The sequence below is a fragment of the Olsenella uli genome, from assembly GCF_901212655.1.
GTDB classification, from domain to species: domain Bacteria; phylum Actinomycetota; class Coriobacteriia; order Coriobacteriales; family Atopobiaceae; genus Parolsenella; species Parolsenella uli_A.
This window is the reverse complement of record NZ_CAAKON010000041.1, coordinates 79,543-103,546: the sequence shown is the minus strand read 5'-3', so window position 1 is coordinate 103,546 and position 24,004 is coordinate 79,543. Positions and strand designations below refer to the sequence as shown.

Annotated in this window: 19 protein-coding genes; 2 read left to right on the top strand and 17 right to left on the bottom strand. The window is 64.3% G+C overall.

Going from position 1 to position 24,004, the window contains the following annotated elements; all coding sequences use genetic code 11:
• Positions 1 to 37: 37 nt before the first annotated feature.
• The 8 genes from EFAMC2_RS07855 to EFAMC2_RS07820 form a co-directional block, all read right to left on the bottom strand.
• The gene (locus tag EFAMC2_RS07855) at positions 38 to 718 is read right to left on the bottom strand and encodes a hypothetical protein (RefSeq protein ID WP_187325232.1); all 681 of its coding nucleotides are present in this window, start codon (positions 716 to 718) and stop codon (positions 38 to 40) included.
• A gap of 418 nt (positions 719 to 1,136) precedes the next feature.
• Entirely contained in the window at positions 1,137 to 1,610 is a 474-nt protein-coding gene (locus EFAMC2_RS07850; RefSeq protein WP_154028321.1) for a PTS glucose transporter subunit IIA, read from the bottom strand.
• Between the two features lie 409 nt (positions 1,611 to 2,019).
• Positions 2,020 to 3,201 carry an FprA family A-type flavoprotein gene (locus EFAMC2_RS07845; RefSeq protein WP_154028319.1) on the bottom strand — a complete coding sequence of 394 codons (1,182 nt, stop codon included), beginning with the start codon at positions 3,199 to 3,201 and terminating at the stop codon, positions 2,020 to 2,022.
• A 360-nt stretch (positions 3,202 to 3,561) separates the two neighbouring features.
• Positions 3,562 to 4,803, bottom strand: coding sequence for an LCP family protein (locus EFAMC2_RS07840; protein ID WP_154028317.1), 1,242 nt, complete (start codon positions 4,801 to 4,803; stop codon positions 3,562 to 3,564).
• A 2-nt stretch (positions 4,804 to 4,805) separates the two neighbouring features.
• On the bottom strand, positions 4,806 to 5,588 hold the full coding sequence (locus EFAMC2_RS07835; protein ID WP_154028316.1) for a class B sortase: 783 nt from the start codon (positions 5,586 to 5,588) through the stop codon (positions 4,806 to 4,808).
• 132 nt (positions 5,589 to 5,720) lie between these two features.
• Positions 5,721 to 6,317, bottom strand: a complete 597-nt coding sequence (locus EFAMC2_RS07830; RefSeq protein WP_154028314.1) for a hypothetical protein — start codon at positions 6,315 to 6,317, stop codon at positions 5,721 to 5,723.
• Positions 6,318 to 6,772: 455 nt separating this feature from the next.
• Positions 6,773 to 8,830: an elongation factor G gene (locus tag EFAMC2_RS07825; RefSeq protein ID WP_154028312.1), complete on the bottom strand. Its 2,058-nt coding sequence runs from the start codon at positions 8,828 to 8,830 to the stop codon at positions 6,773 to 6,775.
• A gap of 429 nt (positions 8,831 to 9,259) precedes the next feature.
• A complete protein-coding gene (locus EFAMC2_RS07820) occupies positions 9,260 to 10,237 on the bottom strand; it encodes an L-lactate dehydrogenase (protein WP_154028310.1) in 978 nt (325 codons plus the stop codon).
• Between the two features lie 188 nt (positions 10,238 to 10,425).
• Between EFAMC2_RS07820 and rlmD the strand changes: the two genes are divergently transcribed.
• Complete coding sequence (gene rlmD / locus EFAMC2_RS07815; RefSeq protein WP_154028308.1) at positions 10,426 to 11,616, top strand: 23S rRNA (uracil(1939)-C(5))-methyltransferase RlmD; 1,191 nt, start codon at positions 10,426 to 10,428, stop codon at positions 11,614 to 11,616.
• 231 nt (positions 11,617 to 11,847) lie between these two features.
• On the opposite strand, the gene purN is transcribed toward rlmD, so the two are convergent.
• The 5 genes from purN to purE all read right to left on the bottom strand — a co-directional run bounded on the left by purN (position 11,848) and on the right by purE (position 17,757).
• Positions 11,848 to 12,504, bottom strand: a complete 657-nt coding sequence (purN, locus tag EFAMC2_RS07810; RefSeq protein WP_410054804.1) for a phosphoribosylglycinamide formyltransferase — start codon at positions 12,502 to 12,504, stop codon at positions 11,848 to 11,850.
• A gap of 458 nt (positions 12,505 to 12,962) precedes the next feature.
• Positions 12,963 to 14,099, bottom strand: coding sequence for a phosphoribosylformylglycinamidine cyclo-ligase (purM, locus tag EFAMC2_RS07805; protein ID WP_154028306.1), 1,137 nt, complete (start codon positions 14,097 to 14,099; stop codon positions 12,963 to 12,965).
• A 205-nt stretch (positions 14,100 to 14,304) separates the two neighbouring features.
• Positions 14,305 to 15,879, bottom strand: a complete 1,575-nt coding sequence (gene purF / locus EFAMC2_RS07800) for an amidophosphoribosyltransferase (RefSeq protein ID WP_154028304.1) — start codon at positions 15,877 to 15,879, stop codon at positions 14,305 to 14,307.
• Between the two features lie 148 nt (positions 15,880 to 16,027).
• Entirely contained in the window at positions 16,028 to 17,266 is a 1,239-nt protein-coding gene (locus EFAMC2_RS07795) for a class B sortase (protein ID WP_154028302.1), read from the bottom strand.
• Between the two features lie 29 nt (positions 17,267 to 17,295).
• Positions 17,296 to 17,757 carry a 5-(carboxyamino)imidazole ribonucleotide mutase gene (gene purE / locus EFAMC2_RS07790; RefSeq protein WP_154028300.1) on the bottom strand — a complete coding sequence of 154 codons (462 nt, stop codon included), beginning with the start codon at positions 17,755 to 17,757 and terminating at the stop codon, positions 17,296 to 17,298.
• A gap of 380 nt (positions 17,758 to 18,137) precedes the next feature.
• Between purE and EFAMC2_RS07785 the strand changes: the two genes are divergently transcribed.
• A complete protein-coding gene (locus tag EFAMC2_RS07785) occupies positions 18,138 to 19,019 on the top strand; it encodes a bifunctional hydroxymethylpyrimidine kinase/phosphomethylpyrimidine kinase (protein ID WP_154028298.1) in 882 nt (293 codons plus the stop codon).
• Between the two features lie 255 nt (positions 19,020 to 19,274).
• On the opposite strand, the gene EFAMC2_RS07780 is transcribed toward EFAMC2_RS07785, so the two are convergent.
• The 4 genes from EFAMC2_RS07780 to EFAMC2_RS07765 form a co-directional block, all read right to left on the bottom strand.
• Positions 19,275 to 20,141, bottom strand: coding sequence for an IS3 family transposase (locus EFAMC2_RS07780; RefSeq protein ID WP_187325231.1), 867 nt, complete (start codon positions 20,139 to 20,141; stop codon positions 19,275 to 19,277).
• Positions 20,142 to 20,173: 32 nt separating this feature from the next.
• Entirely contained in the window at positions 20,174 to 20,437 is a 264-nt protein-coding gene (locus tag EFAMC2_RS07775) for a transposase (RefSeq protein ID WP_154028296.1), read from the bottom strand.
• 289 nt (positions 20,438 to 20,726) lie between these two features.
• Complete coding sequence (locus tag EFAMC2_RS07770; protein WP_154028294.1) at positions 20,727 to 21,647, bottom strand: hypothetical protein; 921 nt, start codon at positions 21,645 to 21,647, stop codon at positions 20,727 to 20,729.
• 451 nt (positions 21,648 to 22,098) lie between these two features.
• Positions 22,099 to 23,871 (bottom strand): ABC transporter ATP-binding protein, encoded by a 1,773-nt coding sequence (locus tag EFAMC2_RS07765; RefSeq protein WP_261980196.1) that lies wholly within the window; start codon positions 23,869 to 23,871, stop codon positions 22,099 to 22,101.
• Positions 23,872 to 24,004: the final 133 nt, after the last annotated feature.

Sequence of the window (24,004 nt, the reverse complement as noted above, 5' to 3'; positions counted from 1 at the left end):
CGCAGTGAGCCTTGTACCAGAATTCACGCGCAAGTACCTAACAGCCCCCGCGCTCCACCTTGTTTGACATTGCCTTGAACGCCACCATAAGGTCGCCTTGGCGAATCCTCATGCGCACACTCTGCGGCCCCAGTCTCACGCCGTGCTTCTTGCAGATATAGCTCGCTATTTCACCCATCGCCGAGGGGCTGCAGAGCTGCTCATCCCACACGCGCACTGTCTCGATACCCATCATCAACAGTGCGTTACTCTTAGAGTCGTCCCTCTTTCTGTCGCTAGTCTCACCATGCTGTTTGCCCTGGTACTCCAGGCACAGGTCCGCATCCTCATACAGAACATCCGGAATCACATATCCGCGGCCCGCCAATTCCACAAGCTCATCCGGCAGGTAGATGCGCTTGTTAAGCACCGGCTTCGGGCACCCAAACCCACCACGCGACCTCGGCAGACTCAGCAGTGCCGCCAGGCGAGACTCCATGGGCGACCAAGAGTTCGCGATTACGTCCTTGGCTACCAAACGCGCGTTCTTGATGCCCCGCGCATGCCGAAACAGGCCACATACCGCCGCGAGCCGTTCGGGAGAGGTGAGGGGCCGATACTCCTCCAAATGTCTCCCCTCATGCAGCGCCGTGCCAAGCCGCACGAAGTCACCGCAAAGCTCATAGGCCACATCCAGCAGGCTTGCATACGAGAGCTCGCTCGCGAGCTGCAGAAGCACAAGTTCGGGCGAGCACACAATATGTTGTCCTCGACGTGCGCAAGCATGGCCTGGCTCAGCCCACGGCACCAGGTTCTCGCCAGAACGCCCGAGCCCGACGCGCGCTTTTCCGGCCTGTCTACAACAAGGCTCACGGGCGCGTCGAGGCCAAGTAGGCCGGCTACGCATCCCGCGCCCGCCGACCGTGCCGCGGACGGACTCAGAAAGGGGGAATCTTCGAGTAGGAGCGGGTTGACGCGAAACTCCTCAAGTAGAGCGTCCGGGGCAACCTGGCCCAACGGCCCCTCGGCCGACCCGTTGCCCGCCACCCACGCCTTGCGCCAATACTCCAGACCGGATTCGAAACCAACTATCACAGGGGGTGTCGCGGCCATGGTGGCTCCTCACGGGTTTTGGCGGGCGCGTGCCAGCGAGTAGGTCAACGGGTAATCACCAATAGCTTGTCACCTGCGACAACGTCTCCGGAGGCCGCAACCTCAACGCGAGAGAAGTCATCTGTGTTCGAGACCACCATCAATACCGTGCTGTCCAGGCCCGCAGCGACGATGGCCTCCTGGCTGAAGCTCATCAGCGGCTGACCGACCGCAACCCGCTCGCCACGAGCCACGTGATAGGCAAAGCCCACGCCTCGCATACCAACCGTGTCGATGCCAACGTGAAGTAGCAGCTCAACGCCATCATCGGTCGTAAGGCACAGCGCGTGCCGGCTCGACTCCATCGTCACGGACACGACACCCGCCGTCGGCGCAACAAGCGCCTCGCATCCGGGAGCTGGCACAATGCCGCATCCCTTACCGAGCATACCCGCAGAAAACACCTGGTCGTTCATAGTATCGAGCGGCACCACGCGACCGGCTGCCGGCGCGGCAATGCCAAAGCCGCACTCACCCATGTCCCTCACCCCTCGTTCGCCCCGCAACAGGCAAGCACATCGCGCGGCAGAGCCCTCGCGGGCACCCGCCACACTAGGACTGCCGATTGCAAGCCCGCCACGCGAGGGGAGTCCCCCGCCCCGTGCGCTTCCTCTGTACGTACCCACCCGAGGCCGTCCGCCAAACGTTCGTCCCAGGGCAATTGGAATTTGTCGGCCACACCGGCAACATCTGAGCGTAGGCGCGGCCCTCGTCGGACGGTGAGGTCGCCACACCCGCTCCGATAGCCCAAACTCCAGGTACGAGAGCTTTGCTCCGCACCAGAATCACATCCCAAGTAAAAAAGGCCGGACGCGGCAAACGCCACGTCCGGCCCCCTCATCATCCAACGGAGCGACCCCAGGGTGGCCCCTCAATAACTTGCCAGCCCTACTCGGCCTTCTCGATCATCTCGCGAACGGTGGCCTGCAGGTTGTCCAGGTACTCCTGGCTCGGGATCCAGTTGCAGGTGACGGTGTCAACTGGCAGCTGGAATCCGGCGGCCTCGAGTTCCTTGCCCACGTTCTTGGGGCCGCTCGGCGCCCAGCCGTAGGAGCCAAACGCAAGGCCCACGCGCTGCTTGTTCTTAGGCGAGAGACCCTTCATGTAGCACAGGAAGCTCGCCACGGTGGGCAGCATCTGGGAGTTGAGCGTCGGCGAGCCCACGCAGACGTACTTCGCGTCGAGGAGGTCCGTCATGATGTCGGACTGGTGCAGCTGCTTGAGGTCGATGTAGCGCGCCGGCACGTCCTCCTCAACGAAGGCCTCGCAGATGGCCTTGGCCATCTTGGCCGTAGACTCCCACATGGAGTCATAGACCACAAGCGCCTTCTCTTTGACCTCGCCCGAGGTGAACTCGGTGTAGGCGTCGAGGATGTCGGGGATGTGCTTGGTCCAGATGATGCCGTGGGACGGTGCGATGACCTCGAGATCCAGCGTCTTTACGGCGTCGAGGGCCTTGCGCGCCTGCTTCTGGTACGGCTGCACGATGTTGGCGTAGTACTTGCGTGCCTGGTGCATGATCTCGCAGAGGTCGTTCTCAACGTCGAAGTGCTTGGACGTGGCGTAGTGCTGGCCAAACGCGTCGTTGGAGAACAGGATCTTGTCCTCGGGGCAGTAGGTGACCATGTTGTCGGGCCAGTGCACCATGGACGTGGTCACGAAGTGGAGCGTACGCTTGCCGACGGAGATGGAGTCGCCGGTCTTGACGCCCTTGACCTCGATGCCAAAGTGGGCCATGACCTCCTTCACGCCGGCGGGCGCGGAAGCGTAAATCTCGGCGTTCGGGGCAACTTCATGAATGCGGGGCAGCGAGCCGGAGTGGTCCATCTCGACGTGGTTGGTGACGACGACGTCAATCTTGGACGGGTCGATAATCTGGGAGATACGCTGCAGCAGCTCGTCGGCGAACTTGGCCTTAACGGTGTCGATGAGCGTGACCTTCTCGTCCATGATGAGGTAGGCATTGTAGGTGATGCCAGCCTCGGTGGTGTAGCCGTGGAACATACGCTCGTTCCAGTCGATGCCGCCAACCCACCAGATGCCGGGCTTAACCTCGCGTGCAGTGAGCATGGATACCCTCTCTCTCGTTGTTGGGCGCGCACGGCGCGTCCTGCGGCGTGAACCCCGCGCCGCCCCTATTGCCACCAACAGTTTAATGATAGATGATTACAATTGGTAGTCATTTAGTAGCATTTGCACACGACACCGACAGTGCAGCGTTTCCCCACGCTGAAACACATGCACAGGAGGGTTGTCTGCGCCGCGGGGCCCATCGGCGCTACGCCCCGGTGTCGAGACTTCGCTTGCCGGCGAGCCGCCCATCATGGCAACGCCCGGGAGCGACGGTCTGACCGCATATCATGGCAACGCCCGGGAGCGGCAGTCCAGCCTCCGTTAACACCGGCGCTCCCGCCGGCGCAAGCGCACGGCCTAATTCGTTGTTGCCGCGGCATCCCCCGTTGTCGCCGACGCGTCGCCCACCTCGTGGTAGAAGGTGTCGATCACCGTCTGGTACACGCTGTCCTGGTCAAGGGTGAACTCCGCGTGCTTCTCGCCCGCGCCCGCCGTGCCCTGGAGCGACGTGATGTTGAAGTCCGTCACGCCCTTGCCAAGCATCGTGCTCGCGAGGTACGACACCTCATCCACGCCGAGATTGGTCCAGGTATAGTCGCCCGCGGTCTGGTAGAGGTCCACAATCAGCGCCGGATTGCTCTTGGCCGTCTGCAGCACCTTGGACGAGAATGCCTTGAGATACGACATCTGGCGCTGCTGGCGCTTGAGCGAGGAATCGGGGTCAGTGATGTCGCGGTACTGCACGTAGTACTCGGCGCTCTTGCCCATGAGCGTCACCTCGTCTCCCTCGGTGACGTTTGCCTTCTCCACCGTCTGCGTTGGCACCACGGTCACGCCGCCGATGGCGTCGTTGATGGGGCCCACGCCCTCGACGTTGAGCGTGAAGTAGTAGTCGATGGGAATGCCGGCGAGCACGCGAGAGGCACACTGCGCCACAAGCTTGGAGCTCTGCTCGGGCGTGCTGCCGTAGGAGTACTGCAGACAGATCTGCATCGTGGACTGACCGGTGTAGCTACCGTCCACATACATGTCCACAGGCACCATGCTGTCGCGCGGAACCACGATGGCATCGGCCGCGCCGGTGTCGGTGTTAAGTGCCAGCACGATGATGGTGTCGCTCTGACCCTCGGTTGCCTCGCCGGTGGTCTCGTTTGTGGTGCGATTGTCGAACCCGATGAACGCCACTGTCACCATGTGCTCGTTGAGCGCATAGGACTTACCGTTGTACTGCACGGTGTTGGCGTTCTGCTCCATGGTCTTCTGCATGGAATCCTGGAACGCCTGGCGGCCACGCTCGATGGAGCTCTGGATGGCCCATGCCGCCCCGCCCGCGATGAGGCCAACCACCGCCACGACGATGCCGAGGATCTTGAGTGCGCGCCGTCCCTTGCGCCGGCGGCGACGGCGCTTGCGCGGCATCTCATCGAGCGAGGGCCACTCGGCGGAATCTCCGGCAGCCGCGGTGGAATCCTTGGCGGACGACGCGTCCCCGACGCCGGCGCCAGCAGAATCAGTGGGCGCTCCAGACACCGTTGGGCGCGCCATCTGCGGCTCATCGTCTTCGGGTACCTGCGCCCCGGGAGCAAAGTGCTTGGCCATGACTACTTGGTCTCCTGGTCTGAGGTGAGCACGCCAGCCACGAGATAACGAGACGGGCCGTGATACTCGTTCAACATGCAGGTGCTGAGCTGCACGATCTTGCTGTCTGCGTTCACGTCCACGCCCTGGCGCACGTTCTTCACCAGCGACTCCGGGTTCTTGACGAAGTCCGCGTACTGCTGACGCACGCTCTCCTTGGAGAAATCGAAGGAGTTGAGGATGTGGCGGTCGTCGTACTTGTAGGCAGAGACGATTGTGTACGTGAGGATGTGACCCGGCGTGTAGATGTAGAAGTTGGGGTTGTTGTTGAAGAAGTCCGCGTCCTCAAAGTAATGGAGGTTGCGGAAGTAACCCTGGTTGTCGTGGCCATAGACCACGGTCACGGGGTCGGAGAAGTCACGCTTGTTGGCGAGCTGCGTAAACACCGCGCCGGTGATGGAGTCGTTCTTTGCCTCGTCGTGCGTGAGGTAGTAGGAGTCGTCCGTCGTGCTCTGCTGAATGGGCGTGTTGATCTCAGTGTTGGGGATATAGATCCACGCGTAGCTGTCGACGTTGGTCTCCCACAGCTTGGAGAAGTCGATGGGATTGTCCGCCAGCTCGGTCGTGTCCGTGGTAGGCGCCTCGACGCTGGTTGCCGGCGTGCCAGCCTGCTGCATGCGCTGCTCGGCCTGCTTGAACTGATACTGCTGCCAGGCGAGGTAGCCGGCACCGCCGCACGCCACAAGGACGAGCGCCACAAGCACGGCAATTAGGACCGGACGTCGGGACTTCTTCGAGTTGGCCATACTTCCCTCTCCACGCGGGGCGGTCCAACACACAGGCCGCGGCGGCCCGCCCTCTTCATACAACAGGGGCCCGCACGGCGGCGGGCCCCATCAGGTCAATCTTGCGTACGCCACAAAGGCGCGCGATGGCTGCTAGTTGCGGGCCTTCTTGAGGGCGACGGCAACGCCGGCAGCGGCCACGGCGGCAGCGACGGTCACGCCAGCAACGAGCGTGGTGCTGGTGCCGGTCTGCGGGGACTTGGAGCTCTTGTCCGTGGAGGCAGCGGCGGAGCTGGCCTTCTTGGCGCAGACCGTGTGGATGGACAGGGCGTCCGTGGTGAAGGTGACGGTGCCGTCGGAGCTGGCGGTCTTCTGGACAACCTCGTTCTCAGCCTCGCCCTCGTGGTCGACGTAGACGATCACGTCAGCGTTGGCGTACTCGGAGCCCAGGTTGTACGAGAAGTTGTACGGAGCCTCGACTTCGCCCCCCTTGGTGATCTTGAAGGAGCCAACCTCGGTGTAACCATCGGTGACCTCGGCGTTGGAAGCCTTGGTGTCAGACTCGGAAACAGTGATCTTGCCGGTGCCGTTGGCAGCGGCGACAACCTTCACGGGCACGCCGGCGGCCGTGGTGACCTCGAGGGTATTGCTGCGGACGTCACCAGACGGGCTCTCCCAGGCCAGCGCGGCCGTCGGCAGCGCGAGGGCAAGCAGAGCGGCGCTCAGCGCAGCTACAATCTTCTTCTTCATATCGCTCTTCTCCTTAGCGGGGCACGGAGCAACCCTCCTGGGCTGTCCCAGCTACTTACAGGTGAAGTCAGTATAGGCCTCAAACTCAAAAATGTTCAAATGCCCCCGCTAGCTTTTTTATCTGCTAACAATTCCATCACGACCGAATAATGCGACGGATAGCATTCGACATCGATCGAATCCGGAGGCGCCCACCCCAGCTCTTGCAGCGCCATTCCATAACGGCGCGCGACGTCCGCACATGATGCACGGGCGCCGCGCGTCCAATCCCGCTATGTTGGCCCTACGGGAAAGCCGTTCGTGCTGGCCGCGGCGCCCACCTGTTCGCGCCGGCCCACGGATGGCCTATCCCCGCTGGCCCCGCTCGCCGCAAGCGCGGCAAGGAGGCCGCTCAGGCCCATCGGCCTCTCCGGCCAACTCGCCCACCGCGAAGGTGATGCCAAAACGATCGCTCGTTACCTTCCGGCGGCCCTGCGCTCCTGCCATTCCTGCGCAAGCTTGGCCTGCACGTCGTGCGGCACCTGCTCGTAGCCCTCGAGCTCGAGCGTGAACTCGCCCGTTCCGCGCGAGAGGGAGCGCAGGCGCGTGGCATAGTCCAGCACCTCGGCATACGGCACGCGCGCCTGAATCGTGGTCTGGCCGCGCTCGCCGGCCTCCATGCCCTCGACGCGCCCGCGGCTCGCGCTCACGTCGCCCATCACGGAGCCGGCGTAGTCCTCCGGCACGGTCACCCTGAGGACGGCCATGGGCTCCAGCACCACCGGCTCGGCCTGCGCGGCCGCCTTCTGGAAGCCCAGGCGCGCAGCGCTCTTGAAGGCCATCTCGTTGGAGTCCACGCTGTGGTAGCTGCCGTCGTAGCAAGCCACGCGCACGTCAATCATGGGATAGCCGGCCACCACGCCCTCGCGCATGGTCTCCTGGACGCCCTTGTCCACGGCCGGGACGAGACCCTTGGGGATGCGGCCGCCCACAACCTCGTCAACGAACTCGTAGCCGCCGCCGGGGTTGGGCTCCAAGCGCAGCCAGCAGTCGCCGTACTGGCCGGCGCCGCCCGTCTGCTTCTTGTGGCGGCCCTGGGCGCTCGCCGTGCGGCGAATCGTCTCGCGATAGGGCACGCGCATGGGCACCACGTGCGCCGTGACGCCCGCACGGGCAGCCATGCGGTCAAGCAGCACGGCAACCTGCGCCTCGCCGATCGCGGAGATCACGGTCTGGCCGGTGTCCTCGTTGCGCGTGACCTGCATCGTGGGGTCTGCGTCGCAACTCTTCTCGAGGAAGCTGTAGAGCTTGTCCTCGGTGCCGCGCTTGTCGGGCTCGATAGCCACGCGGTAGAGCGAGTTGGGGAAACGGAACGCCGCCGCCTCCACCTTGCCGGTGACGGAGAGCGTGTCTCCCGCCATCGCGGCAATCTTGGGAACCACCACGATGTCGCCGGCAACGGCACTCTGCACCTCGGCCAGGTCGCGGCCCACCATGTGGTAGATATGCGCGAGGCGCTCGGGTTTGCGGGTGCGGGCGCAGGTGAGCTCCAGGCCCGGCGTGAGCGTTCCGGCAAGCACCTTGATGAGGGCGAGGCGGCCAGACTGCGGATCGTTGAGGACCTTGAAGACGAAGCCCACCGGACGGTCGTCGCCCTCGTCGATGTCCAGGTAGTCGCCGTTTACCAGCGGCACGCCGCCAAAGTCGCTCGCGGCCGGGAAGTAGGTCTCGATGTCGTCGAGCAGGCTCGTGACACCCTCCTCCATGGTGCAGGAGCCGGCAAACACGGGCACGAAGATGCGCTCGGCGATGGCCTTGGCAAGCAGGCCCTCGAGCTCGTCCTGAGTGAGCTGCTCGTCGCCCTCCAGGTACTTGAGCATGAGCTCGTCATCCGCCTCCACCACGAGCTCGCAGAGGTGGGCGCGGGCCTCCGCGGCGGCATCGAGCATGTCGGCCGGGATGTCCTCCGCCACGGGCTTGCCCTTGTCATCCAGGTGGCGGGCCTGCATGCGGATGACGTCGATAACGCCCTTGAAGTCATCGCCAACGCCCCACGGCAGGGTCACGGCGCCCAGACGCGTGCCAAAGCGCTCCTGCAGCTCGGCGAGGGTCTGGTCATAGTGAGCCTCGGAGCGGTCCACGCGGTTCACGAACACGGCGCGCGCAAGGGAGAGGTCCTCTGCCGCATACCACAGGCGCGTGGTGACGGCACCGGCGGTGCCGGCGGCGTCAACAACGAAGATGGCCGTCTCCACAGCGGACATGGCGGCATAGGCGTCGCCGATAAAGTCTGGGTAGCACGGGGCATCAATCACGTTCAGGCGCGCACCGTTCCACGGGATGGGCGCCATGGCAAGCTTGATGGAGAAGGAGCGCTTCTCCTCCTCGGGGTCGTAGTCGAGCGTGGGCTTGGTGCCCTTGTGGCCACCCAGGCGGTTCGTGACGCCCGAGAGGTGGAGCATGGCCTCCGCGAGCATGGTCTTGCCCACGCCGCCTTGGCCCACAAGGGCAACGTTCCTGATCTTCTCGCTCATGGTGACTCCCTCCGTTGGGGGTGGACGCGAGGCGCACGCGGCGGCCCGCGCTTGGAGGGAAGGTTGCAGCGGGCACGATGCCTTTGCTGGCAGCGCAGACCATGGCGTCGCGACGCTGCGGGCGCGGCACGGCATGCCAGCCGCAGGCGTCACAGACGTTGGCGTGCATCGCCCAAGGAACCATGGAATCCCCGGCCGCAGTACCTCCCCGCCCGTTCGTTACCGCCACGGTACCCAACGAGCGGACAAAAAAGCCCCGCTCTGCCATCGATATTGGCGAGCGGGGCGTATGGGCGGTCGGGCGGCTGTTTGATGGGCTCGAGGGCGGCCGCGCGGGCATGCCGGCTTACGCGCGCGAGGTTCTATCGGCCAGTTCACGGAAAGCTCTTGGCGTATGCGATGCGGCCCGCGCGCGGGCAAGGCCAGCGGCTACTTCACGCGGCTGTCGGCCTCCCACCACTCGCCAAGGCGGGCGATGTTGCCCTGAATGTGCTCGCAGCTGGCGGCGAAGGCCTTCTCCTCGCGCTCGTTGAGCGAGAGGCTGTAGACCTCCTCAACACCGTCGGCACCGATCACGCACGGCAGGCTTGTGAAGTGGCCGCTCTGGCCATACTCGCCTGTGAGCAGCGTGGAGCACGCGGTGACGTAGTGCTCGTTGCCCACAACGGCCTGCACCAGGCGCACGGCAGCGAGCGACACGGCGTACTCGGTGCACTGCTTGCCGGCGTAGGTCACGTAGCCGCCGCGGCGGGCAAGCTCCTCCACCTCAGCCTGGTCGAAACCAAAGCGCTCGGGCTGTTCGGAGGCGAGCTCGGCCAGAGGCTTGCCGCCAAAGTTCACGGCAGAAAAGGCGGCAAACTGCGAAAAGCCGTGCTCGCCCAGCATGTAGGCACAGATGGAGTGCTGGTCCAGGCCAACCTTGCCGGCGATGGCGTTGCGCAGGCGCGCGGAGTCCAGCGCGGTGCCGGAGCCGATGACGCGGCGCGGGTCGCAGCCGGAGAGGCGCCAAATCTCGGTGCAGACCACGTCGCACGGGTTGGAGACGGACACCCAAACGCCCTTGAAGCCGGCGTCGGCGATGCGCGCGACGAAGGTGCGGGCAATGTCGGTGGTCACGAACAACTCGCCGTCGCGGTCCTTGGCGCTCGAGGTGACGTTGCCGGCGGCGTTCACGATGACGTCGCACTCGGCCAGGCGCTCGTACTCGTCGCCCACGGCCTCGATCTTGCAGGTACGCGGATAGAACGAGAGCGCGTCGTTGAGGTCCTGTGCCTCGCTCGTGAGCTTCTGCTCATTGACGTCTGCGAGGTAGAGCTCGTCGGGAATGCCCTGCATGAGAAGGGCGTTCGCCACGTGCGCGCCCACGTGGCCCAGGCCAACGATACCAATCTTGCGGATGAGTGCCATGTCTCCCCCTGTTCGCGCGGCGGCAGGGCGCTCGACGACACAGCGCGACGCCCAGAAGGCCGCTTACTCCGGCGCGTGCCCCCTGGCGCGCGTGCCACATGAGTTGCAGCTACGTTAGCACCACACAGCCTGCGGAGATGGCAAAATAGACGGTTGCAGATGAAAAGTAGGGACCGCCTGGGAGCAGCATGGGATTCAAGACATACACGTGTCCGATCGCGAAGTCGTGTGGCGGCTGCGAGTGGCTGGCAGTGCCGTATCCCATCCAGCTGCGTCGCAAGCGCGATGCCGTGCTCGACCTGTTCGAGGACGTGCTGCCACCGGCGCGCTCGCCCGAGGAGCGCGAGCGCAGGGTTCCCATCGTTGGCATGGACGCGCCGCTGCACTACCGTCACAAGGCCGCCACGCCGTTTGCGCCCGGCACCCGAGGAACCATCCGCTCGGGCTTCTACGCCCGCGGAACGCACCGCATCGTGCCATGCGGAGACTGCCTGGTGGAGGCACCGGGTGCCAGGCGCGCCCTCTCCGCCGTGGCACGGGCGGCCGAGGAGCTGCGAATTCCCGCCTACGACGAGGACCGTGGGCGCGGCCTGTTGCGGCACGCGGTGGTGCGCATGGGGTACGCCACCAACGAATGCCTGCTTACGGTAGTCACCAACGGAAAGAGCATCGGGCGCGAGAAGCAGTTCGTGGAGCGCGTGAAGGCACATGCGCCGTTCGTGACCGCCATGGCTCAGAACGTGAACCAGCGCCGCACGAACGCGATTCTCGGCCATGAGACGCGCACGCTGTTGGGCCGCGGGCGCATGAGCGACAAGCTTTTGGACTGCACGTTCGAGATTGGTCCCACCTCGTTCTACCAGACCAACCCCGAGCAGACGGAGAAGCTCTACTCGCTGGCCATCGAGGGCGCCCAGCTGGCACCAGGCATGCGCGTGCTGGACGCCTACTGCGGCATCGGCACGATTGGCATGTGCGCCGCCAAGCAGGTCGCGGGCCTTGAGGTTGTGGGCGTGGAGCAGGTGGAGGGCGCCGTTGCGGACGCCCGTGCAAACGCAGACCGCAATGACCTGGAGGACCGCTGCCGGTTCATCTGCGCCGACGCCACGGCTTACATGAAGGATGCGCGCCGCGACCGTACCGGATTCGACGCCGTGATCATGGACCCGCCGCGCGCGGGCTCCACCCCGCAGTTCCTGAACGGTGTGATGGGCCTGGCGCCGGAGCGCGTGGTGTACGTCTCGTGCAACCCGCAGACGCAGCGCCGCGACGTTGAGCTGCTGCTTGGCGGCGGGTATCGCATCGAGTCGCTCACCGTGGTAGACATGTTTCCGCACACCAAGTATGCCGAAACGGTCATGGTGTTGCGGAGGCGGTAGGGCGGCGCCGACCCCCGCCATCATCACACACACCTCATAGCTTTGAACACCAAGCTCGGCGCCCGGTTATCACCCTCATTTCCCGTGCTTCTTGTGGCGCCCCGAGATTGGAATCAGCGCAAGGCAGCCCACGATATGAGGCGGCATCGAGCCAGCATGAATCGACGTTGGGATCGTGTCGTAAACCAGGCCACGACACGATCCCATCCCCACGCTCTCACAAACGCGCGTCTATGCCTCGGCAATCTCCACGACGTTGTCCGGGCGAACCTGCACGCGGCCCTCGGTGAGCAGCTGAATCGCGTCCGGGTAGAGCACGTGCTCCACGTCGTGAATCGCCGTCTCCAGCTCATCTACGCTCCAGCCCTCACGAACAATAACCGGGCGCTGGGCCACGATTGGGCCCGCGTCGTAGGCCGCGTTGGCAAAGTGCACCGTCACACCCGTGACCTTGACGCCCCGCGCGTAGGCGTCCGCGATGGCATGGGCTCCCGTGAAGCTCGGCAGCAGGGCCGGGTGCAGATTGACCACGCGGTTGGGGAAGCTCACGAGGATCGGCGCGTGGACCATGCGCATGTAGCCGGCCATGATCACGTAGTCGACCTTGTGCGAGTAGAGCTCGCTGGCAATGACCTCGTCCGCCGCCATCGGGTTGGCGTAAATCTCCTTGGAGAGCGTGAGGGTCTGAAGCCCGGCCGCCTCGGCACGCTGCAGGCCATAGGCGCTGGGGCGGCTAGAGACCACGAGCTCGATGGTGGCATTGAGCGAGCCATCCGCAATGCGGTCGATGATGGCCTGCAGGTTGGTGCCGCTGCCCGAGAGCAGAACGCCCAGGCGCAGCGGCGTGTTGTCGCCCGCAGCGCGGCGAGCCACAATCTCGGCCTGCAGCTCGTTGCCCGTCTTGGGGGCGAAGGCCTTGCCGGCCTCGGCAGCCGCGCGCTCGGCGTCGGCATGGCCGGCAGCAGCCTCGCGGGCAGCCTCCTTCTCGCGGCGGGCGGCGAGCTGCGCCGCGTCCACCTCGGCGTCAACGGCCTTGCTGAAAAACATGTCGCTCGGAAGCGCCTCGGAAGGCAGGCCAGCGGCCTCCACCAGCTTGCGAGCCTCGTCGTCGAGGAAATCCAGCGGCTTGGAACTATCTACGTCAGACATGCGACCTCCTGGCCAGGTTGCGATTTGCTTCATGGTAGCAGGGCGTTTGTGCGGGCGAGTCCGACCAATGTCGAGGCATCACGCGTCGATAGCGGGATAGCGCTGCGGACAGTGGGACACAGGCACCGCGGCAAAACGATGAGGCCGGCACCACACCAGGGCACCGACCTCGTTGACATGCAGATTAGCCGGCGTAACTAGTTGGTGTAGCGAACCTCGCCGGTGCCGGGGACGCACTCGCCCACGCGGAAGGGGTGCTCGCCGGCGGCCTCGAGCGCGGCACGGACGCTCGCCTCGTCCTCGGGCGCGCAGATGACGCATAGGCCAACACCCATGTTGAACGTCTTGCACGCCTCGTTGGCGGAGAGCTGGGCGCGGCGGCATACCTCGGTGATGACGGGCGGCACGTCCCAGCCAAAGCCGAAGTCGGTGCCGGCGGCATCGGGGTCGCCAGCAACGTGGCGGTCGACCAGCGCGTCGACGTCACCGGCGAGCGCACGGTTGAGGTTCTCGGTGATGCCGCCGCCCGTGATGTGCGCGAGGGCATGAATCGGGGCGCCAGCGCGCAGGGCCTCCAGGACCGGCTTCACGTAGATACGGGTCGGGCGCAGCAGGGCGTCGGCCATGGACTCACCACCAAGGGCCTCGAGCGGACGTTCGAGCTCGGCGCGCTTCTCGTCCGCCTCGGCCGTGCCCGGCACCACGCCGTCCACACCAATGACCTTGCGCACGAGCGAGTAGCCGTTGGAGTGGACGCCCGTGGAGGCCAGCCCCAAGATCACGTCGCCGGGACGGACGTTCGCCGGGTCCAACATCTTGGCGCGGTCCACCACGCCCACGGCAAAGCCAGCCAGGTCGTAGTCGTCCGGACGCATAACTCCGGGGTGCTCGGCCATCTCGCCACCCACGAGGGCACAGCCGGCCAGCTTGCAGCCGTCGGCCACGCCCTTCACGATCTGGGCCATGTGAGCGGCCTCGATATGACCGATTGCCACGTAGTCCAGGAAGAACAGGGGCTCGGCGCCAGAGGCGAGGATGTCGTTCACGCACATGGCAACCAGGTCCTGGCCCACGGTCTCGTGACGGTCGAGGAGCTGTGCCAGCACGAGCTTGGTGCCCACGCCGTCTGTGCCCGAGATGAGAATCGGGTCACCCATGTCCTTGATTGCGACTGCGGAAAACAGGCCGCCAAAGCCGCCGATGCCACCAATGACCTCGGGACGGTTCGTTGACGCCACCATCTGCTTGATGGCGTCGACGGCACGCGCGCCCTCCGCGGTGTCCACGCCGGAATCGGCGTAGGTTACCTGGGTGTTCTGCTCGTTCTCGCTCATGCGGAACTCCTATCTACGTCATGTAGGTTGTCTCATGTAGGTTGTCGCTGACAAAACCCTCGTGCCACCCCCGCGCTCACATCGGCGCCGGCCACCACGTGAGTCACCTCGCCCCGCTGCCTGCCGTCTACTTTGACTCATTTTTCAAACAAATTGGTTTGTTTGAAAATGAGTCAAAGTAGACGGCAGGCTGACTCACGTGGGCCTAAAGGACGTCGTTGGCCTTGGCAACGGCGTCGACGTGCATCTGACTGGCGGCGCTGGCGTGGCTGAGGTTCTTGGGCTGGTAGCCTTCGAGGAACTTGCCCTTGGAGAAGCTCTTGGGAATCTCCACCGGATACTCGCCCGTGAAGCACGCCTTGCAGTAGCCGTCACAGCTGCCGCCGCATGCGCAGCTTGCGCCCGGCACGCCGGTCACGTCGTCGGCAATCTCGGGCACGCAGCTCACGAGGCCTTCCGGCGAGAGGAACGCCAGCGAGTCCGCACCGATGTACTCGCAGGTCTCCTCCACACTCTTGCTCGCGCTGATGAGCTGGTCCTGTGTGTCTGTATCGATGCCATAGAAGCACGGCCACGTGACCTCGGGCGAGTTGATGCGCATGTGCACCTCAGTGGCACCGGCATCCTTGAGCATGCGAATGATCTGCTTGGACGTGGTGCCACGCACGATGGAGTCGTCGATGACCACGAGGCGCTTGCCGGCCACGTTGTCCACGAGAGCGTTGAGCTTGAGGCGCACGCCCATCTCGCGCAGCTCCTGCGTGGGCTGGATGAAGGTACGCTGCACGTAGCGATTCTTGATGAGGCCCTCGCCAAAGGGAAGCCCCAGCTCGTGGGCAAAGCCCTCCGCCGGCGGCATGCCGGAGTCTGGCACGCCGATAACGAGGTCTGCATCCACCGGTGCCTCGCGGGCAAGCTGCTGGCCCATGGCATAGCGCATGGAATAGACCGAGCGGCCGTGGAACTTGGAGTCCGGGCGCGCAAAGTAGACGTCCTCGAAGATGCACTCGGCTCGCGGCTCGGGATCGAGCGCCTGCTCGGAGACGGGACCGTCGTCGGAGATGCGGAGAATCTCGCCGGGGCGGATGTCGCGCACGTAGCGGGCACCCACGATGTCCAGGGCACACGTCTCGCTGGCAACGACCCAACCTTGGTTGTTGGGCAGCTCGCCCAGGCACAGCGGGCGAATGCCGCGCGGATCGCGGAAGGCATAGAGGGCGTTCTCGCGCACGAGGGCCATCGCGTAGCCGCCCTCCATCATGGCCATGGCATGGGCGATGCCGCTGCGCAGGCGGTGCTTCTTCTGCGTGAAGAAGCCGATGAGCCGGGCCGCCACCTCGGAGTCCGTATGCGTGCGGAAGGGCACGCCCATGTTGATGAGCTCGATGCGCAGCTGGTCAAAGTTCACCAGCGTGCCGTTATGCGCCAGCGCGATGATAACGTCGTTGATGGCAGAGAGGTGCGGCTGCGCGCTCTCCCACCCCTTGCTGCCCGCGGTGCCATAGCGCACATGGCCGATAGCCACCTTGCCGGGCAGGGCAGAGAGATCGGAGTCCGTGAAGACCTGCGTCACAAGGCCAAGATCCTTGCGCACCATCACCGTGGAGCCGTCGCCCACGGCGATGCCAGCGCTTTCCTGGCCGCGATGCTGCAGCGCGTGCAGGCCAAAGTAGGTCATGCGGGCCACGTCGCACCCAGGTGCCCAGATGCCAAAGACGCCGCACTCGTCGTGGAGGTCGTCGTCCCGCTCGCTGAATTCGCAGGTCTCAATGTCAATCATGCGGCGCCTTCCGTTTGCAATCCGTACGATTCGCTTGCCTAGTAGTGCCTCGTGCCCAATACCATTGCGCCGCTTGGCGCCTCGCGCGCGGCCCCTCGGCACGGCCTCTGCCTCCAGAACCGCTTCGGGGGGTCGCGTGTCCGTCGTGCTAGTTTCCAGAGGTCCCGGTACCCGAGACCTCGCTTTTGAGTGCGCAGACCACAAGGCCGCGGCCGTTGCCCTGTCCAAAGTTGTTGTCGTAGTCGCAGGTTGCCAGCGTAACCACCTTGGACACCTTCGTAACCGCCTCGCCAGCGTCAACGCTCTTTGCGCTCGCCTGGTCGAGGAGCCCCTTCAGGTAGGTGTGGAACTCGTCATCAGACGCAAAGCTGATGTGGCGGGCCTCGCCGTTGGTAGCCGGCGTGCGGTAGAAGAAGAGCGGCTCGAGCTCGTAGGTAGCCCGCTCGGTGACGTACCACACGGTGCTGACCTTATCGAACTCCGCCTGGTCTGCCATGGCATCCACCGGCGTGAACATGGTGCCGTTGTAGAGGTGGTGCCCGTAGATCACGGTCTGCTGCTCGGCCAGGCCAGGGGCGGTGTTCTCGTAGTCCAGGAAGATCTGTCCACCGATGGAGGAGTCGCCGTTGGCGTCCTTGTGGAGGTACTCATCGTTGTCCGACCCCTGGTAGACGGGGTAGTTCACGACGGTCCCGGGAATCTGCACCCAGCCAACCACGTCCGGGTTCACGCTCTTGAGGCCCGCCCAGTCAACCTGCGGCCCCACCCGGGAGGCTGGGTCATCAGAGACGGTGGCATAGGCTGCGAGCTGCTCGTTCACCTTGTCCTGGGCACGATACTGCAGCTGCGCGTAGCCAAACATGCCGCCGGCCACGAGGAGAAGCGCCATACCCGCGATGATGAGCAGGTTGGAGAGGAATCCTCGCTTCCCACGCTTGCGGCGGCGCTGCGCGTAGGCGGCGGCGCCAGCCGCGCGGGAACGCTGGTCTTGCCCAACGAAGCCCGCGCCGTCAAAGGCACCCGTGGCGTCCACGTAGCTCGCCGCCCCGCCAAAGCCACGCGTGTCGCCAGCTGCGTGCTGGCGCGCAACCTCATCGCGACGCGAGCGACCAAACAGGCCGCGCTTGCGCGCCGGATGCTTGGGCTTCACGTTGGCAGACGCCTCGGGCGAGACCACCCTGCCAGCACCTGCGTGGGCCCCATATGGGCTTGTCCCCGCGGGCGTGGGACCCGCGGGCATAGGCGGCACGGGACGGACCACCCCGCGCGCCGCGCGAGCAGGACCCGTCCCCTGCGGAACGGAAACGGGGCGGGGCGTCGTCGGCGCCTCCGTTCCATAGGTGGACGTGCGGATGTCTTCGTTGAAGTGCCTGCCGTGCTTCGGCATCGAGCGATCTTCCTCCCTTGCGGCGAGGCTTAGGCCTCGGCCATGGCGCGCTTGAACTCCGCGACCCTCTCGCGCCAGTTGGGGTCACCAGCACCCAGGATCTGCGCGGCATAGATGGCGGCGTTCTTGGCACCGTTGATGGCAACGCAGGCAACGGGCACGCCAGAGGGCATCTGAACCATGGAGAGCAGGGAGTCCATACCACCGAGGTCGCTCGTCTTCATCGGCACACCAATGATGGGGAGCGGGGTATAGGCGGCCACGACGCCACCGAGGTGGGCGGCCTTGCCGGCGGCGGCGATAATCACGCGGAGGCCACGATCGGCCGCTGTGCTGGCCCACTCGTGCACCTTGGCGGGATTGCGGTGCGCGCTCGCAATCACGAGCTCGTAGGGGATACCAAACTCGTCCAGTTGCTTGGTGCAGCCCTCCATGGTGGGGAGGTCGGACTTCGAACCCATGATGATGCCAACGAGCGGCTGCTCTGCCATGCTGAGCTCCTTCTGGTTGCGGCGTATTGGCGGCGCGAGAAGGGTCCGCGTGCCTTACGCCGCGACGCCCATCGACTGACAGCCCCAGGCTTTCGGCGCATGAGCCAGCAGGCCGCAGCCGCCGAGCCCCGCACGCGAACTCCCGGCGCTGCCGCGCCTTTCGCATGTACCGCACTAGTATATACGCCGCCTTACGCGATGCGCCGAAGTGCCACATGAGGGGACAGGCAAAGTATCCGAGCCATCCTAGACCTTATGGTAGAACGTGCGGGCAACAGGCGCGCGAACGTTCTCATCCAATGCTGGAGAGACGCTCAAGGCCTCGTAGTATTCTGTACCTCGCACGCTGGTCCATCAGTCCGCGTCCGAAAGGAATACCCATGACAAGCGCCAAGGACCTCGCACCCTATCGGCGAAACGGCTCCTACATCCCACGCGTGGCGGCCGTCCACGACCTCTGCGGCTACGGCAAGTGTTCGCTCGGCATCGCCATTCCCGTGCTCAGCGCGGCCGGCATCGACGTGTGCCCAGTGCCCACTTCGCTGTTCTCGGCCCACACCAAATTCGACACCTTCTATATGCTCGACACCACGGACATGCTCGAGCCCTACCTCGACGCCTGGCACGAGGAAAACATCGCCCTGGATGGCATCTACAGCGGCTTCCTAGGATCGGCGGAGCAGGTTGGGGCCATCCAGCGCCTTTATCGCGAGTATCCCGGCGCCTTTCGCATCGTTGACCCCGTCATGGGCGACGGCGGCAAAAAGTACCAGACCTACACTGACGAGCTCTGCGACGCCATGAAGGGGCTCGTGAGCGGGGCCGACGTGCTGACGCCCAACCTTACCGAGGCCTCCATCCTTACGGGTATCGAGTACGCCGGACAGGACGTGAGCGACAAGTACGTGCGACGCACCATCTACACCCTGCTCAACATGGGCGCAAAGAGCGTCGTGCTCAAGGGCATCGTGCGAGCGGGGGAACCGGTCATCCGCAACTACGTGGCCGTGGCCAAGGGCGACGGTGCGCCCGAGGAAATATCGAGCGAGCTGCTCCCCTACATGCTGCACGGCACCGGCGACCTGTTTGCAAGCGGTCTCACGGCCGCCATCTACACAGGCAGGAGCCTTTACGAGGCAGTCGAGTTCGCCGGAAAGCTCGTGCGTGATGCCATGACCATCACGCCCGACCAGCCGGATTACCAGGTGCGCGGCGTAAGCTTCGAGTCCGTGCTTGGCGACGTGACGGAGCTACTGAGATAGGTTTTGGGGCGAGGGAGACTCAGGGCTCGTCTTGCGGCCCCTTCACAGATTAATCGCGCGCACAGCGTCCCCGAGCATCCTCGGTCTGTCCTCACGTTGCCCCAAGTGCCACTACACGCCAGAGCACTAAACCACATTCCCAACCTAAACGCCAAAAGGCACCCGTCAGAAATGAGCTGCAACCCAAAACCTGGACGGCCTGCATAAGGAGCGGCTGGAGTGGTCAAGGTTTCCTGGACATTTATTTAAGCATCTTCAGGCGGCATCTCGCTCTAAGTCGCAAGGCGCCATATATCCGTTCTTGGAATGCAGTCGCTGCCTGTTGTAATAGAGCTCGATGTACTTGAACACCTCCTGCCTCGCCTCGTCCCTGGTTTTGTATCTTCTGTCATTTATCAGCTCTCGCTTGAGCGTCTTGAAGAACGACTCGGCCACCGCATTGTCCCACGGATTTCCAGGCCTTGACATTGACTGGGCTATCCCGTGCGACTCGAGACATCTCTGGAATGCGCGCGAGGTGTATTGGGACCCCTGGTCGTCGTGGAACACCAGCGAGAAGTCATCCGGCGGGTCCTCCCTTCCGACGGCTTGCTCAAGCGCATCTATGGCCAGCTTCTCCGTGATCCTGCCCGACATCGACCATCCGACGACCTTGCGATGCCACGCGTCTGTCGCGGCCGCGAGGTAGAGCCAGCCCTCGTCGGTGTCGATATAGGTGATGTCGCCGACCCAGAGCCTGTTCCTGGCGTCCACGTCGAAGACGCGGTTGATGAGGTTCACGCGCGGATCGCCCTTCTCGACCGGCTTCGCCCGCCTGTGCTTTCTCGCCGTGCCCTTAGCCTGGAGGCCCAGCCTGCGCATGACGGCCAGAACGCGCTTCTCGCTCACGACCATCCCGTCGCGCCCGGGCTCGCGGTTGATGCGGCGGTGGCCGTGCCGGCCCTTGCGCGGCTCGAACTTCTCGACGACGAACCCCTCGGGCGCCTCCCGCTCTATCTGCGCGTTCGACTTGGGCCTGTTCGAGTAGTCGTAGTACTCGGATCTGGAAACGCGGAGGATCTCGCATGCCTTCCTGATGGGGCCGAACTCGCCCCTATGCGCCTTGATGAGCTCGCACCTCACGCATGGTCTTGACTCAAGAAGGCCCGGAAATTTTATAGGAGGTCGTTCTCGCGCCCCGGCTCCTCGACCTTCTTCCTGAGCCTCGCGATCTCGTAGTCCTTGTTGGCCTTGGGACTTCCGTTGCCGGGAAAGGCGGCATCGCCCATCTCCTCGTATTCCTGGGCCCAGCGCCTGAGCGCGGAATCCTTGACCCCAAGCTCCCTTGCGAGGCCGACGACCCTCGTCTCTCCGCCCGGCACCACCCGAGCGGCAGCGACCTTGAACTGCTTGTCGTAGCGCTTCCTTCTTTGGGTCATTCCGAACACCTCTCACCCTTAACTTGGTGTCCAGAAAACTATACCCTCTCCAAGCCCTGGTCCTAACGCTTTCGCACGCTTGCACACCTCAGCTTGTCTTCTTCAACTCCCAAAGCGCTCGCCTTCAATTGCTGGAGTTACGCCGCACAGACATTGTGGTGGCAGCCGCGCCATCTAGCGCTCGCCGCATATAAAAAGGCGCCGCACCAGGAACCATCTCCCGATACGGCGCCCGGCGCGCGTTATGTCACGAAGGCTTCCAGGCCCGGCGCCCGACGGCGACACTTGCCTACTTGCCCGCCTGCTCCGTCGCGGCGTCGCCGGCGGTCGCAGCGGCAACCTCGGCCTGGGCCGTAGCCGCGTCAGCCGCAGAGAGCGACTCGGTGGTCGCGGCCTCATCCGTCTCAGCCTCACCCGTGCTTGCGCCCGGCATGATCACGTCCAGGATGTTGTTCTGAACCGTGAGCTTGTCGCGCAGGTTCTCGGCAGACGTCGCGTCAAGGCCGGTGATCATGCATGTGAAGTTGAAGCCTCCGTCGGCCGTGGTGCTCTTGGTCCACACGAAGGTGGCGAACTGCTTGATGTTGCCTGTGGGCTTGAGGAAGCCAAAGAGCGAAGACTGCTGGAACTTGCCGTCGTCGCCCACATGCACGTTCACATGGTAGACAACCTGGTTGATATTCGGGTTCAGCAGGGCGTTGACCGAAAGCGCCGCGGCCTGAATCTGCGAGCCGGAGAGGCACTCCATCTCGTTCTTGCTCGCCGTGTCCACAACGGTGACCTCGATGTGACCCGTGCTCTCGTCGGCCTCCTGAACGGAGAAGTCCTCGGGGAACTGGGTGAAGCCGTTGCCCCACTCAACGCCGTTCTTGAGCGCGGAGGCCACGCTCTTGACGTCGACGTCCTTAGCAAGCTGGGCGGTACCCGCGCGACGCACGATACCGCATGCAACCTGCGAGAGAACCACCACGAGCAAAAGGATGACCACGAAGCTCACGGCCGTCTTGGTGATGATCTTGCTGACGTTGGAGCCAGACGGATCGTCGCCCGACAGCGGGTCCACGTCCACCGCGGCCTTCTTGGCCTTACGGCGGCGGCGCTCCTTGCGAGCCTTTGAGGCGTTGGTGTGGCCGGTCTCGTCGACGTCGGAGAATATGGCCTCGACCTCATCGGGGGTTGGGGCGGTCCTCTGCTTGTCCTTCTTGGCCATGTGTTCCTTCAGCCTTTCGGGTCATCCCGCAGGTAGGCGGGTGCGCGGGCGGATATCCGCGCAAATCGTGCGTGTAGCAATGGCGGGCGCGCCATGTGTCTCGTTGCGCAGCTGCGGTGCGTCTCGACGCACCGCTCCGCGCTGCCACCATGCGTCTCGATGCACCGTGCCGCACGTCCCCGGTGCGCCCCTTCGAACAGCTAGCTGCATTAGTATAGGCAGCTCACTGGGGTAAGCATCCCTCAGCTCACATATCTCGGTGCTTATCGTCCAGTTTACATAGAGCTTGGCACCGCCTGCGCACACGTGTCAGCCGTACGCAGACCAAACGACAGAGTCTGTCCAATTCGAGTTTGCAACTACCCCTCAAGAAGGCCGAGGCACCCCAATGAGCGCCCCGACCGCAGCACTGGCACACCATTCATCGAACAATCCTCTCGCAGCGCAGCCGCTAGCCGCCAAACTGCATGCGGTAGTACGTGGCATACGTGCCGCCAAGCGCCAACAGCTCGTCGTGGGTGCCGCGCTCCACGGCCTTGCCGCCCTCGATGGTCACAATCTCGTCGGCGTCCTTGATAGTCGAGAGCCTGTGCGCGATCACGAGCGTGGTGCGCCCGTGAGCCAGGCGCGCGAGCGACTCCTGCACCGCATGCTCGCTCTCGTTGTCAAGCGCGCTCGTCGCCTCGTCCAGCACCAGGATCTTCGGGTCCTTCAAAAACACGCGCGCAATCGCAATGCGCTGCTTCTGGCCACCAGACAAACGGGCGCCACGCTCGCCCACCTCGGTCTCGTAGCCCTCGGGCAGGCTCTCGATGAACTTGTCGATGTTGGCATTCCGCGCCGCCTCGACCACTTCCTCGAACGTGGCATCCGGGCACCCATACGCAATGTTCTCGCCAATCGTCCCATCAAACAGATAGACGTCCTGCTGCACGAGGCCAATCGCCTCGCGCAGGCTCTGCTGCGTCACGTCGCGCACGTCTTGACCGTCGATGCTAATGGAGCCTTCGGCCACATCGTAGAAGCGCGGCAGCAAGCTGCAGGTAGTGGACTTGCCGCCGCCACTAGGGCCAACAAGCGCGATGGTCTCGCCCGGCTTGATGTCAAGGTTGAGCCCGCAAATCACGTCATGCTCGCCGTCGTAGGAGAAGCGCACGCCGTCATAGACCACGTGTCCCTCGGTAACCTGCAATGCGGGCGCGTCAGGTGCGTCGAGCACGTCCGGCTTGGTGGCGAGAATCTCGTCGAAGCGGCGGAAGCCCGCCTCGGCCTTCTGGAACGTCTCGGTGAAGTTGAGAAGCTGCTCGATCGCCGCCGTAAACGTGGTGATGTAAAGGGCGTAGGTGGCGAGGTCTGCCGGAATCATCTCGCCCTGTGCGATAAGGTAGCCGCCGTAGACGACGACCACCGTGAACAGCAGACCCATCAGCGCGGCAATCATGGCCTGGTAGCTGCCCATGACGTGGTACATCTTGGCCTTGCTTTCCAGATAGGCCTCGTTGCTGTGGGCGAACTTGCGCTTTTCGACCTCCTCGTTGGCAAAGCTCTTCACCACGCGCACGCCACCAAGCGAGTCCTCCAGCTGCGAGTTGATGCCCGCAATGCGCGTGCGGTTCTCCATGAACACGGCGCGCATGCGCTGGTTGGCGCGGGCATTGTAGAGCCACAGCACGGCCGTGATGACAGCAAGTGCCAGCGATAGCTTCCAGTTGATCGTGGCGAGGATGGCAAACGAACCCGCAATCTTGACGCCGCAGATGATGGCATACTCGGGGCCATGGTGCGCCGCCTCGCAGATGTCAAAGAGGTCGGAGACCACGCGACTCATGAGGTCGCCGGTGTTGTGGCGGTCGAAGTACGAGAAGCTGAAGCGCTCGTACTGGTCAAAGAGATCCTGGCGCATGCGGCTCTCCATGCGCGCGCCCATGACGTGACCCCAGTAGCCAACGAAGTAGCGGCACGCGTAGCGCACGGCATACATGACCACGAGGCCAGCCGCGATGACCCAGAGCTGGGCGAGAATCGCCGCCGGGCCCTCGGTGAAGAGCCCACCCGTAAGCGCTCGCAGGATGATGGGAAACGCCAGGTCGACGGCCGTCATCACGAGGGCAGCCACAGAGTCGATGGCAAACAGGTGCCACTGGGCGTGGTAGTACGAGAGAAACACACGATAGAGGTGGCCGTTCTTGTGCGGCTCGGACGTGCCGCGGGTATTGCTGGACACTAACTAGCTCCTTCTTGGTTCAGTGGCTGGGCGGGGGCTCCGCTCTTGACCGGCCGGATAGAAAGATCGTTGGCGAGCAACGAGGCACACCAGACAGTTTCATCGGGCAAGGGCGGCGACGCGAACGGCACAG